Source organism: Geobacillus sp. LYN3, assembly GCF_003064505.1.
GTDB classification, from domain to species: domain Bacteria; phylum Bacillota; class Bacilli; order Bacillales; family Anoxybacillaceae; genus Parageobacillus_B; species Parageobacillus_B toebii.
Genome location: NZ_QCWL01000001.1, coordinates 155,494 through 168,904, shown reverse-complemented (window position 1 = coordinate 168,904; position 13,411 = coordinate 155,494). Strand labels below are relative to the sequence as shown.

Here is a 13,411-nt window from a genome sequence, read left to right as displayed (position 1 = left end):
CAAGCATATCATTTTTTCATCATTTTTTCTATCACGTCATCGGTCTTCGTACGGAAAAATCCCGATGTGATCAGTGACGCCATATCCGTTTTTGAGAAATAACGAAAATACTCTTTCTTTATTTTTCCAAGTTCCATTGGAGTCGAAATGGTCATCCCTTCATAAAGGGAAGAAGGAGGGTTATCGATGATCCAATCGCCTGCGTGAATTCCGCTCACTATTTCACGTTCTAGCCCATCCGCTAAACCAAGCTGAACGCTGCGCGCATCCACTTTGTCTTTAGAAAGCTTATATACAATGTATTTTTTCCGTTTTTGTACAATAGATGTTTTTGGGATGGATGGAACGTTTTTGCTTTCCTGCAAAATAATCGAGAGCGACACATGTGACCCGTATGGCAAGGATGCTTCGTTATTTTCAAGATGAACATAAAAAGGATAAAAGCTTTCCTTTTTTTGCTGCGTCGGGATTTTGTCAATTTCCGTTATTGTTCCCGAATAGATGTTTTTCCTTTGCCCAAGCGGTATGATCTTTACACGTTGGCCTTCTTTTATTTTTGGCAGCTCCATTTCGGATAATGTCCCTTTGATGAGGTAAGGACGGCTGACAATAGAAATAAACGGGTGCGGTTTATTCAATTCCACGTTGGACACGATACCGGCAGCCGGACTTTTTACTATTTGTTTTTCCTTTTTTTTCTGTAAATCGTTTTTTTGATTCGTCATATGATATATTTTCGATTCAATCTCTCTTTTTTCTGACTGCAGTTGCTGCAGGAGAAGTGCCTGAGAGTTTTCTTGGCCTTCTTGGGTTTGTGCATCTGTTTCCAATGACTCGATCGCTTGTTCCACTTCGTTTTGTTGCTGTTGCCAATACGTAAGTTCATTGTCAAGTGCTTCTATCTGTTCATCGAGTTGATCGCTTTTTAATGAAAACAATGGTGTCCCCATCTGTACTTCTTGCCCGCGTCGAACAAAAATTTTTTCCACCTCACTCATCGTTGACGGCAGAAAGATTCTTTCGACGTTCGGAGAAGAAACGACACCTTTAGCAGGGAAAAACAATGTGAAATCCCTTTGTTTTACTTGAATGATGGAATCGCTGATGACAGTGCGCGACAGAGATTTGTCATATTGATGAAAGAGATATAAATTAATGAAGAAAAAAACGGCGGCGATGATGAATGTTCCATATATCATCCATTTTTTTCGCATAGGAATCCCCCTCAGTTTATATGGGATTTTACCGCACTTTTGACATTACTAAACCATGACAAAAATAAACGAAGCGATAAGACGGATAAATAGATAAACGCTGACAACCATCGTCAGCACAACCCATTTTGACATCGAAGAACAAATGGTTAAACCGATTGTTTGCACCATCAAGCTCCAAATAGAAAAGATGGTTATCGATTGGAAAAAATGGATGAGAAAAAGATGATCGGAAGCAAGTTGGGCGATAATGCCGAGTCCAAATGGTGATGAAAAGGCATTCGCGCCTGTCGTTAGACGGAATAAAAGGAATAGCGCATGCTCGATAACATAAATAAACATAGCGTACAATTCAATCGTCATGATTTTGTCAAACGGCACTTTTCCTCTGATGATGAGCCAAATCAACAATGATGTGACGTACATGACGATCATTGGAGCGATAAGGCCATGTCCAATTGCACCAGCGGCAAATAGCAGTTTTGCTGTTTCAATAAAGCCGTCGGGCATTTTTCCAATCAATGCTGTAAATCTTTCCGTATCCAATCCCATATAGACTCCTAATCCGGAAAGAAGCGCATTGCATAATGCTAGAATAACAAGTCTTCGAAAAAATCCCCGTACCGTTTCCGCCTGCTGTAGTTCTGTAAAAGCAGCGGAAGGGCGGAGTATGCCATGCCAAAGCCGAACTTGAAACATCATTCAATCCCCCGTTAGTGAATTTTATATGTACACACTTCTATCATTTTAGCGCAAATATTGACAAATTTAAACAAAAAATAGTTAATGAAAGAAATGCTAAAATTTACTTGTATCAAAGCATGAAAGTTGCTTGTTAAAATAGAAAAGCATCCAACCGAGGCTTCTTATATTATAGAAGCGCAATATTTTAGCCAGAGCTGCCTTACGAAAAAGGCGGCTCTTTTTTTTCGTTGTTTGCTATACTAAATTAGAAAAAAGAGAAAGAGGTGAAAACATGCGGAATCCTTTTTGGTTCATGCTTTGTTTCTTTATTGGCTGTGTCTTCTTGTTTGCAAAAGAGGCACACGGTCAGTCCTTATCTGAATGGCTCATTTATTTTGACAATGAAAAAGATTATTCGCTATTTATGGAGAAATATAGAGATAGAGTAAAAGACGAAGTGAAAGAGAAGCAGTGGGTAGTAAAAGCTCTGTTTACGAAGGAGGAAATGGACGGAATTCAAAAGCTTTCCATGGTATCCAAGGTAGAGCCGAATTATCAGAAATCGCTCGCTTCTTCTATTTTTAATGATCCTCTTTTCTCTCAACAATGGGGGATGAATAAAATTGATATATTGTCCGTGGCGCCTGAGTTTCATCCACGTAATATTTTAATAGGAAAACAAATCGTAACTGACCAAGGGGCAATGACATATGAAGGACAGCCATTACATACACTGCGGTTTTCGATTTTGTCAGAGCAAGAAATGAAGCTATCCCGCTTATCGGTCACTGTTGATCACGTCGAAAGCCTATGGACACTCCAAGTGATGGATGAGAATGGGCAGGTGGTCTCGCAAAATAACGGCAATTTATCCACGTTGGACGTGCTTTTGCCGAAAAATCATACATATAAGGTGTTACAGATTCATATTCAAGCAAATGGCTGGAAAGAACCGCCCGTTATAACCAATGTGACGGCAGTCAATCATGTGCTTGTCGCTGTCATTGATACAGGAGCGGCGATACATAAAGACTTTTGCGGAAACGTTCTTCATAGTTTAGGGAGAGATTACGTTCATCCGGGAAGGCTGGCGCTGGATGACCATGGACACGGTACGCACGTGACAGGAATTATCGCTGCTTGTGCGAATAATCATGAGGGCATTGTTGGAACAGCAGGATTTGCTCCTGTGGATGTTGTTCCTTTTAAGGTGCTTGACCGTGAAGGGACGGGCAGTGATTTTGAGATCGCCAAGGCGGTCAATGACGCGGTATCGATCGGGGCGGATGTCATTAATTTAAGCTTGGCTGGAAAAGGAAAGACGCTTGTTTTGGAACAAGCGGTTCAAAACGCTCTTCGACATCATGTAGTTATCGTAGCGGCTGCAGGCAATTGGGGAATTTCGCTGCAGGAGGTTTATCCTGCCTCTTACCCAGGAGTGATTGCGGTTGCGGCGGTGGACGAAAACAATCAAATTATCCCTTATTCCGATTATGGATGGGAACTGGATATTAGTGCGCCTGGTGAAAATATTCTCAGTACATATATGAATAATGAATATCGTGTCCTAAACGGAACGTCGATGGCCGCGCCTTTTGTGTCGGGCGTGGCGGCGTTATTAAAGGCAATGGATCCGCGCTTGGATGATATACAAATTCGCAAGCGGTTATTTGAGTCAGCGAAGGATATACGAGAAAAAGGATATGATACTCATTCCGGATATGGCGTAGTGCAGGCGGCGAAAGCCATCCATCTTCCGTACAGTGAAGCGGTTGATTGGCTGACCATCCAAAACGGCCAGCCGGTTTCATTTTCGAAACAGCAGCTTCTCGGCATTTCGAAAGGATTGATTGGCAAAGATGTGTATGTTTTTATCGATGATCAGTTCGTAGAAAAAAGAAACGCTGATGATCATTGGATTTCATTTATATTGCCCGATATTCCATCAGCTAGGAATGAGCAAAAGCTGACGGTGATCAGCGCCGATCATAATGGAGAGGTAGTTGCTTTTGATGAACGTTGGATGAATTCGACATCATCGGCATCTGCTTCTTTCACTGATGTTCCATCGTCATTTTGGGCATACGAAGAAATTCAAACGGCGTACCGTGAAAGATGGATTAACGGTTTTACCGATCATACATTTCGTCCTAACGCCTTGTTAACGCGGCGACATGCTGTGATGATGATGAATCGGTTGTTCCAATGGAGGCCGAAGCAAATCCAGTCCCCTTTTCTCGATACGCCGCTGACAATGGCGGGGGCAGTGCCGATTTACGCCGCGTACGATCAGCGGATTGTGAAAGGATATGATAATGGACATTTTTATCCAGAGCGGTTTGTGACGAGAGCACAAATGGCAGTAATGTTGGCAAGAGCATTAAAATTAAGCGAAAGTTCGTTTTCTGGAACTCCTTATGCGTTTAAAGATATAGACGGCCCAGGGCATTTTGCTTATTATGCGGTCCAACAGCTAGCGGATAAAGGCATTATTACGAAGCAGCCGTATTTTCGTCCAAATGAATTTCTTACCCGCGCTCAATTTGCGGCAATGCTTGCAAGAACATATCGATATATGTCGAATAGGAAATAAAGCTCATCATGCTTATCATGATGGGCTTTATGTCGTATATTTGGAAAAGTTTGTCGAATTAGGGTTGCGATTTTATACATAGTTTCATAGAATTAAGTTGATAAAGGGAGAATGTACATATTTGCCCGAATTTTGGATAATGAAAGGAGAGATGTTGTTGCAGCCGTTGCGATTATTGTTGGTTTGTTCACTGATGTTGTTTTGTTACTGCTCGGCGGTTTATGCAGAAATGGATTCATCTGCTACTTCTTCCCGCGATAATTTGCAGGAAATTCGTGATTTTCATCAGCCATCGCCGTTTAATGCCAAATCATCCTATGCTTCTTTTTCGACCGCTTCCACCGAGAAAACGATATTTGCTGATGTACCAGCTAATCACTGGGCAAAAAAAGAGATTGAATTTTTATACGAACGCTCGATTATCCAAGGATATAATGAAAATGGCGTATTGAAATTTCATCCAAACGAGAACGTAACGAGAGCACAGGCGGCGAAAATGATTATGAAAGCATTAGGAGAAAGCGAAAAGCCTGTAACTAGTGCTCGTTTTAAAGATGTTCCTCCTTCCCATTGGGCGGCAGGTTGGATTGAGAGAGCGGTGGAAAAAGGAATTTTCAAGGGATATGATGATGGAACGTTTCAACCAAACGCTCCACTGAAACGGTCGCAAATGAGCAAAATTATTGCTATTGCTTTTAAGTTACCGGAGCCTGCCGTTGCGGAAAACCAGCAGATTTTCCGTGATATTAAGCCAGATTACTGGGCTTATCCTTACATCGCGAAACTGTATTACCATGGGATTTCTAACGGAAGCGACAATCAGTTTATGCCAGAGTCATATATATCAAGAGCTCAATTTTCCGCATTTGTCGCTCGCGCGTTGAACAAAGATTTCCGCCTTTCGGTCAATAGCCCTGCTATTGCTACAGGGAAAGTGACTGCGGACACATTAAATGTCCGTTCGGCTGGAAACGCCAACGCTTCGGTGATTGGCCAGCTTGTTCGTGGGACAGTGGTTAATGTTTTAGAGATAAACGGATATTGGGCGAAAATTTTGTACAATGGCAAAACGGGATATGTACATAAGTCCTATTTGAAATTAAAAAATGTGAGCGGCAATCCGGTGCAAGGGCGTATTATTGTGGTTGATGCCGGCCATGGCGGAACAGATCCAGGGACGATGAAAGAAAAAACGTATGAAAAGAACATCGTTTTGTCTGTTGCGAAAAAACTGAAACAGAAGCTGGAAAGCGCCGGGGCTAAAGTCATTATGACGAGAGAAAGCGATGTGTATAAAACGCTCGAGGAGCGAGTGCAGATTGCCAAAAATAATTACGCGGAGCTGTTTGTCAGCATTCATGTCAACTCGGCAAGCCCATCTGCGAGCGGCACAGAAACTTATTATGATACATCGAAAAATCCGAATGGCTACGAAAGCTATTTACTAGCGAAAGCCATTCAGCAGCAAATCGTAAGCAACGCCAGCATGAAAGATCGCGGCGTAAAAGACTATAATTTTTACGTCGTCCGCAATAACAATGTTCCAAGTGTTCTGATCGAACTCGGTTTTATCACGAACAACAGTGACTACCAAAAATTGACTTCCGATTACTATCAAGATATTTTTGCGCAATCGATTTATAATGGCATTGTCCAATATTACAGCCAATGATAAGATGAAGGGTGCCCAAAGGGCCTCCCTTCATTTTTCATTGTATTGAAAAATTGCTATAATGTAATGGTCAAAAGTGCTTTTATGGATAAGGAAACAATAGTATAATGAATAAAGTTGAGACGAACAACATTTTTCGACAATCATTTTTAAAAAGGTGTTTTTTATGAAGATAGGTATTATAGGAAACTATGGTCACAATAATAATGGAGATGAGGCAATTTTAACAGGAATCTTAAAACAGTTGATAGAGGAGCTGTCTATCCCCAACGAAGATATCATTGTTTTTAGCAACAATCCCAAGGATACAGAGCAACGATACGGGGTCAAAGCAGTTCCTATCTTTCACCGCAAAGGCCCTCTCCTGTTCTCTATTATGAAAACATTAAAAGAAAATTATTTTATCATGAGAAAGCTCGATGCAATCATTGTGGGCGGCGGCGGAATTCTTATGGATTTGTATAAATGGGATGGTCCATTATACGCTACTCTTGGGTTATTAGGGCATTACGCAGGATGTAAAGTGATTGTTTACGGAGTCGGGGTAGGTCCGATTGAAACGAAACTGGGGGCCTTTTTCATTAAGCAATTATCCCAAAAAGCCTTCTGCATTTCCGTTCGGGATGAGCAATCGAAACGGCTGCTGCAGGCGCTAGGGGTGAAAAGGGACATACATGTAATCGGAGATCCAGCACTGTATTTAGCTGCTCCAAACGAAAAGAAAGAATCACGCTTTGTTCAAAAAGTAGCCGTTACCGCTGTGCCATATTACAATGGGAAGTATTGGCCTACTTCTAATGAACAAAAGTACTCCAATTACGTTACCGGAATGGCGAAAAATTTGGATCAGCTTATTGAGAAAAAGAACGTGACGGTTACGTTTTTTTCAACGAAATATCCCCAGGATGTGCAAGTTACAAAGGATATTGCCTCACGAATGAAACATAGTGATCGTGTCACCATTATTGATGAAAATTTGCATCCAAATGATATTGTCTCTATTTGTGCTTCCCATGATCTTGTGATTGGAACAAGACTGCATTCGCTTATTTTGGCGGTTGTCGCAAAAACTCCAATCATTGGCGTTGGCTATCATCCAAAAGTTCATCATTTTTTAACGTTTATCCGCCAGACAGATCGCTATGTTTCTGTTGAAGAACTAGGAATGGAACCGACTTCGTTTGTTCAGATTGTAGAGAAGATGGAGAAAAATTGGTTGGACATTCAACGGGAAACGATACAAATAGCTGAACAGATGAGAGAGAAAGCAGGGGAAGGGATTGAATTGCTGCGTTTGATGGGTGAGAAACATGTCCGCTAAAAAAATATTAGTGTTAAGCAACATGTATCCGACGGAAACGGCAAAATCATTTGGCATATTTGTGAAAAATCAAGTGGAAGCTCTCCGCGGCCGAGGGCTGGATGTGGATGTCATTGCTGTAACAAACCCTCGTACTGACAAGGCAAATGTCCTGATGAAATATATTTTTTGGTTTCTTCGGACGCTGATTCATTGTATGATAAAAGGCCGAAGTTATGATGTCGTTCACGCTCATTATGTCTTTCCTACAGGAATGTTGGGATTATTGTATAAAAAATGGTGGAAGACGAAGCTAATTGTGACCGCGCATGGCGGGGATATTGACCGGATGGCCAACAAAAGCGGACGGATTCGGCAGTGGACTACAACCATTTTACAAGAGGCGGACCATGTCATTGCGGTAGGGCACAAACTTGCCGAACAAATTCGCAATGAATTCGGCGTTCCTAGAGAAAACGTCTCTGTGATTAACATGGGAGTAAATCGCCGCATATTTCAGCCGCTTGATAAAGAGGAAGCGAGAAGACGCTGCGGGATCGGTGAACATGAGGTTCCAATTTTATTTGTTGGAAATATTATTCGTCAAAAAGGACTAATCGAATTGGTGGAAGCATTTTCTAAATTGAAAAAAGAATATCCTTCTGTTTCTCTTTATATGATTGGGGCCAAGAAGGATAATGCCTTTTATAATGAACTCATTCATCGCATTAAGGAAGCGGGAATCAACGATGTATCTATATATGATGCGATGAAACAGCAGGAGGTAGCGGTGTGGATGGCCGCCGCAGAGATGTTTGTTTTGCCGTCTCATTTAGAAGGATTTGGATTGGTGGCATTAGAGGCAATGTCTTGTCATACTCCCGTTGTCGGAAGCCGTGTTGGTGGATTGGCTTATTTGCTGGATGATGGGGCAGGCGTGCTTGTAGAGCCTCGCAATCCAGACTCCTTATTCGAGGGAATGAAAAAAGTTCTTGATGATCCTGCCCTTCGGAAACAGCTAATTCAAAAAGGTGAGGCGCGCGCCCAAGAAAATGATCAAGAGCGAATTATTGATCAAATTCTTCAGCTTTACGGTCATGTTGAGTAATATTATTATTTCAAAAATACTAATTCCAAACGAAATCAATGGGTATGATGAACGCAAAAAATAGTGGTATAGCAGGTGAGGATGTGAACAGAAAACGCCTGTTTCAAGTCATTGGTGTCGTAACCGTTATTAACATATTGGCCCGATTTTTCGGTTTTATACGTGAAGTGATCATCGGATATCATTTTGGCACGTCCTCATTAGCAGATAGTGTTGTTTTGGCTTATACCATTCCTAACTTTTTGTATTTGGTACTTGGCGGGGCGATTACGACCGCCTACATCAGCATCTATAGTAAAATGGTGAACGATATAGAGAAGCAGCGCTTTCACAATACTGTATTTACATATATGTTGGTTTTCTTATTATTGCTCACAGCAGGATTAATGCTGTTTTCAAAAGCCATTGTCGCATTCTTTTTTTCAGGTCTCACCGGCTCACAGTTGCTGATGACGTCACAGCTTTTTGCCATTACGGCTCCGTCTGCGTTATTTCTTGTTTTTTCAATGTGGTTTTCTGGCATTTTAAACGCGCAAAATCAATTTTATAGCGCTGCTGTTGCGACATTGGTGAATAACGGGATGTTTGTGCTGCTGGTCGTATTGCTTTATCCTTTTTGCGGTATTTATGCATATGGATGGGGAGCGGTGGCAAGTGCTGTGATGATGATTGCTATTTTGTTTGTTCATTTGCGGAAAAATAACTTGCACCGCTTTCGTTTTCAATGGGTGACGACGGAATCGGAATACATCGTTAGAATGTTGAAAATTGCTATACCTGTCCTATTTGGCGGTGCGACGCTGCAATTGTATATTTTTATTCAGCGCATGTTCGCATCACAGCTCGAGGCCGGCTATGTAGCGGCTTTAAACTATGCTTCGAAGTTTGTCCAGCTGCCGCAAACTATTTTAATGACTAGCGTAACGACAGTCATCTACCCAATGCTTGCCAAAAAAACAGCAGAGCAAGATTATGCGGGCATTTCATCTATATTTTTCCGTGGGCTAAAATCGTTATTCATGATTATTATTCCTGTTTCGATTTTTGTTTATTTTTATGCTGAAGAAGTGGTAAAGCTCATTTTCGAATACGGATCGTTCACGGCACAATCGACAAAAATGACGGCGATGATGCTAAAAATTTTTGTCATCGGGATGTTTGCGCAAGCCGCTAATCTTTTTGTCACACGATTTTTTTACGCAATGGAAAAATCGTTCGTTCCAGTCGCTACCGGCATGATTTCCGTATTTGGCGTCAATATTTTGATTATTAAGCTGTTCATTGGAAAATATGGAGCGGACGCTGTAGCATGGGGAACGACGATTAGCGCCATTTTTCAATTTCTCATGCTGATTGCGGCAAGCGTGGTACAGCTGCGTCTCCAACCTGAAAAAGAAACGCAGTGGTTTCGGCTTTTCCTGTATGCCATCTGTGTAACGATCGCCGCATCGATCATTCACAAATATGTAGATTTTAGCAATCATATTGTGAATATTGCAGCAGGCGGAGTCATATTCGTTCTCTTCTCCTTTCTTTTGTTAAAATCATTTCGTTTAATTTCTCTTCAACGGCTGCCGATGGCGAAATAGGCAGCTGTTTTTTTATGACTGTTTGTTTATCTAAAGGCAGATGTGCGTACAGAGAAAATACATATATGTTCGAAATATATGAATAAAGAAAAAGATTAATAGATTTTCAGTGATTTTGCTATTTATGTAATAGAGTTAATATGCTATAATCAACGCTGTGGGATTTGAGCGCTGAAAGTGTTTGGAAATCAAATTTAAAAAAAATGGCAACAGCCGTTTCGAGTGAGAAGTTAGATGAGTGGTTATCCTAGAACTTAAGGGAGGGGTTCCCATGCTATCTTTATGGATGACTTTGCTTATATGTTTTGCCTGCTCCGTTATTTTAACCCCAATTGTAAAAAAATTAGCGTTTGCCATTGGAGCGACTGATAAGCCAAATCATCGAAAAGTCCATCAGAAAGTAATGCCGCGTTTAGGCGGTTTAGCGATATATATCAGCTTCTTGATTGGTTATTTTATTTTGCGCCCATGGAACGAGGATTGGATGTATATTTTGCTCGGAAGCTCGATTATCGTTGTTATCGGCATACTGGATGACATTTACGAACTTTCGGCAAAAATAAAGTTTTTGGGTCAGCTTATCGCCGCTTTTATTGTGGTGGTAATCGGAGGAATCCAAGTCACCTTCATTAACCTTCCGTTTGGCGGGGAACTGCACTTTGGGGTATTGAGCATCCCTATTTCTATTATTTGGATTGTGGGAATTACTAATGCCATTAACTTAATCGATGGACTTGACGGGCTGGCTGCGGGAGTGTCCGCGATCGCCTTAATTACTATTTCTGGAATGGCCATCATTATGGGTGACTGGTTCGTTTCCTCGATAGGATTCATTATACTTGGAAGCACATTAGGGTTTTTATTATATAATTTCCACCCGGCGAAAATTTTTATGGGCGATACAGGTGCTTTATTTTTAGGATATATGATCTCCGTGTTGGCGCTGTTAGGGTTTAAAAATGTTACATTCATCTCGTTTGTTGTGCCTGTGCTCATTTTAGGAGTGCCAATTTCTGATACATTTTTTGCAATTATTCGCCGAATTGTTAAAAAACAGCCTTTATCTGCGCCTGATAAATCGCACTTGCACCACTGTTTGCTTCGGCTTGGATACAGCCATCGCCAAACGGTTCTCATTATTTATGGCATGAGCGCCTTGTTTGGACTCATAGCGATTATTCTGTCACAGGCTGCTGTATGGGTATCGATGATTATATTAGTTGTTGTCCTGCTTGCCCTTGAATTAGTGGCAGAAAAAATCGGCCTAGTCGACAGCAATTATCGTCCAATTTTAAAAATTGTTCGGGTCATCCGTTATGCCAATGGAAAACAAAATTAATAAAAAAGGTCATCTTGGGCTTCTTCCCAAGATGACCTTTTACTTTGTTATGGCTTACTGTTCTTCGTTGCTATTTTTATCGGTGCTGGTGCTGTCAGATGATTGCAAATGATTTTGGAGCGTTTCCCCTATTTCTTGTACGGAATCTTCATCTAACATGTAGTAATAAATCCCGTCGTTATGGTCTGTTCCTTTGAGATAGAGTGATTCAATCGTCAGCTTTTTGTCACCTATAACATAATGGACGAGAGATTTCATCTGATCAAACGTGAAGTTCGTTTTCATATTGCCCCCTACGGCTTCGATGACATCGTCATACTTTGTAATGGAGCTGGTCTTGCTTGCTTTCTCTAAAATGGCTTTTAAAATTTGTTGCTGGCGTTTTCCGCGTTCGATATCGTTATCTTTCTTCCTGGTTCTCGCAAGGGCGAGCGCTTCTTCGCCATTTAACTTCTGAAGCCCTTTTTTCAGCACAATAGCATTATGGTGATCTTCCGAGTCTTTTTCCTTAATATCATAAGGAACTTCGACCTCAATTCCCCCTAGTGCATCTACTACATCCATGAAGGCGTAGAAATTCATTTTGACGTAATAATCGATATGAATGTCAAATAAATTTTCGATGGATTCGACCGTACATTTTGTGCCTCCATAAGCGTGCGCGTGTGTAATTTTATCGTATTTGTCTTCACAAGGGATATATACGTATGAGTCGCGCGGAATGCTCACCATTTTCACGGATTTGTCTTTTGCGTTAAACGTAGCAAGAATAAGCGCGTCCGATCGGGTATCACTTTTAAAATTTCGCGACTTGCTATCATCGATGCCGATAAACAGTACAGAGAAGTTATCTTTTTTTGGGTCAATAGACTTTGCATTGTTTCCGATCTCTTCATACGACTTGTTAATCATCGATTCAGCTTTATGCATTAAAAATAAAGCATATCCTGCGGAACTGATTAGAAATAATAAACAGGGAACAAATAGCCAAAATAAAATGCGTCTTCTCCGTTTTTTCTTTTTCATCTTTTTAAGCCGTTTTCTTTCATTTACCATAATAGGAACTCCTTTTCACCGTTTTGACTTTATGTCCGCTTTAAGAGACGTCCGTTTCGAGATACTCCGTCTCCCCTTCTTTTATTTCCGCTCTTCCATTGGTAAGTTCCATCATCCATTCGATGAACGTTTGTTTTTTTTCTTCATCAACGAAAATTTCTAGCTCGACATTTTCTAAATAATGGATATCCTTTATAGTATATACAGAAGAGCGCAATTCATTTTCCACTTTTCCAAGCCATGTGTAGTCAATGACAACATGCATGACGCGCACAAGGCGGCGTTCGACAATGCCAGCTGCCTTAAGCCCTTCTGATACGGATTTTCCGTAAGCACGAACAAGACCGCCCGCCCCGAGTTTAATGCCGCCAAAATAGCGGGTGACGACGGCGACGGTATCTTTTAATCCTTTTTTCTTTAACACTTCCAGCATCGGAACGCCAGCGGTGCCGCTTGGCTCGCCGTCATCGTTCGCTTTTTGAATTTGGTCGTGTTCGCCGATGATATAGGCAGAACAGTTATGTGTTGCGTCCCAATGCTTTTTTTTAATTTGCTGGATAAACTGAATCGCTTCCTCTTCTGTTGTTGCTCTATTGATATAGCAAATGAAACGGGATTTTTCAATAATGATTTCGTTTTCTCCGTACCCTTTTACTGTGTAATATTTTTGTAACAAAACAAAAATCACCCCACTGTTACACAAAGGAGTTTCAAAAATTCGATAAGTTTTGGACAAAAACATGTTATACTAATTTAGTAGAAAAAGAAATAGATTGTTATTGTTATTCAGCTATGAAGAGTATATTTCAAAGTTTTTCGTCAAAATAGGGATTTTCAAATTATCCACAGTTGGTAA

The 13,411-nt window shown here is 41.0% G+C and carries 10 protein-coding genes; 6 read left to right on the top strand and 4 right to left on the bottom strand.

What is annotated here, in order from left to right; translation table 11 throughout:
* Window positions 1-8 precede the first annotated feature (8 nt).
* Both DCC82_RS00905 and DCC82_RS00900 read right to left on the bottom strand, forming a co-directional pair.
* Window positions 9-1,214 carry an efflux RND transporter periplasmic adaptor subunit gene (locus DCC82_RS00905; protein WP_097353873.1) on the bottom strand — a complete coding sequence of 402 codons (1,206 nt, stop codon included), beginning with the start codon at window positions 1,212-1,214 and terminating at the stop codon, window positions 9-11.
* 48 nt (window positions 1,215-1,262) lie between these two features.
* Window positions 1,263-1,916 carry a YIP1 family protein gene (locus DCC82_RS00900; RefSeq protein WP_097353872.1) on the bottom strand — a complete coding sequence of 218 codons (654 nt, stop codon included), beginning with the start codon at window positions 1,914-1,916 and terminating at the stop codon, window positions 1,263-1,265.
* Between the two features lie 274 nt (window positions 1,917-2,190).
* Between DCC82_RS00900 and DCC82_RS00895 the strand changes: the two genes are divergently transcribed.
* From DCC82_RS00895 to DCC82_RS00870, 6 genes are all read left to right on the top strand, one after another.
* Complete coding sequence (locus DCC82_RS00895; protein WP_097353871.1) at window positions 2,191-4,491, top strand: S8 family peptidase; 2,301 nt, start codon at window positions 2,191-2,193, stop codon at window positions 4,489-4,491.
* A gap of 157 nt (window positions 4,492-4,648) precedes the next feature.
* Entirely contained in the window at window positions 4,649-6,163 is a 1,515-nt protein-coding gene (locus DCC82_RS00890; RefSeq protein WP_097353870.1) for an N-acetylmuramoyl-L-alanine amidase, read from the top strand.
* 166 nt (window positions 6,164-6,329) lie between these two features.
* Window positions 6,330-7,484, top strand: coding sequence for a polysaccharide pyruvyl transferase family protein (locus DCC82_RS00885; protein WP_062679034.1), 1,155 nt, complete (start codon window positions 6,330-6,332; stop codon window positions 7,482-7,484).
* Window positions 7,474-8,571 (top strand): glycosyltransferase, encoded by a 1,098-nt coding sequence (locus DCC82_RS00880; RefSeq protein WP_233252887.1) that lies wholly within the window; start codon window positions 7,474-7,476, stop codon window positions 8,569-8,571. Before DCC82_RS00885 ends, DCC82_RS00880 begins: the two co-directional genes overlap by 11 nt.
* A gap of 83 nt (window positions 8,572-8,654) precedes the next feature.
* On the top strand, window positions 8,655-10,160 hold the full coding sequence (gene murJ / locus DCC82_RS00875; RefSeq protein ID WP_097353869.1) for a murein biosynthesis integral membrane protein MurJ: 1,506 nt from the start codon (window positions 8,655-8,657) through the stop codon (window positions 10,158-10,160).
* Window positions 10,161-10,431: 271 nt separating this feature from the next.
* Window positions 10,432-11,499, top strand: coding sequence for a glycosyltransferase family 4 protein (locus tag DCC82_RS00870; protein ID WP_097353868.1), 1,068 nt, complete (start codon window positions 10,432-10,434; stop codon window positions 11,497-11,499).
* 54 nt (window positions 11,500-11,553) lie between these two features.
* Here the strand turns inward: DCC82_RS00870 and DCC82_RS00865 are convergent, their stop codons facing one another.
* Together DCC82_RS00865 and DCC82_RS00860 are read right to left on the bottom strand one after the other, a co-directional pair.
* The gene (locus DCC82_RS00865; RefSeq protein ID WP_097353867.1) at window positions 11,554-12,555 is read right to left on the bottom strand and encodes an LCP family protein; all 1,002 of its coding nucleotides are present in this window, start codon (window positions 12,553-12,555) and stop codon (window positions 11,554-11,556) included.
* Window positions 12,556-12,595: 40 nt separating this feature from the next.
* Window positions 12,596-13,231, bottom strand: coding sequence for a YigZ family protein (locus tag DCC82_RS00860; protein WP_015865098.1), 636 nt, complete (start codon window positions 13,229-13,231; stop codon window positions 12,596-12,598).
* Between the last annotated feature and the right edge of the window lie 180 nt (window positions 13,232-13,411).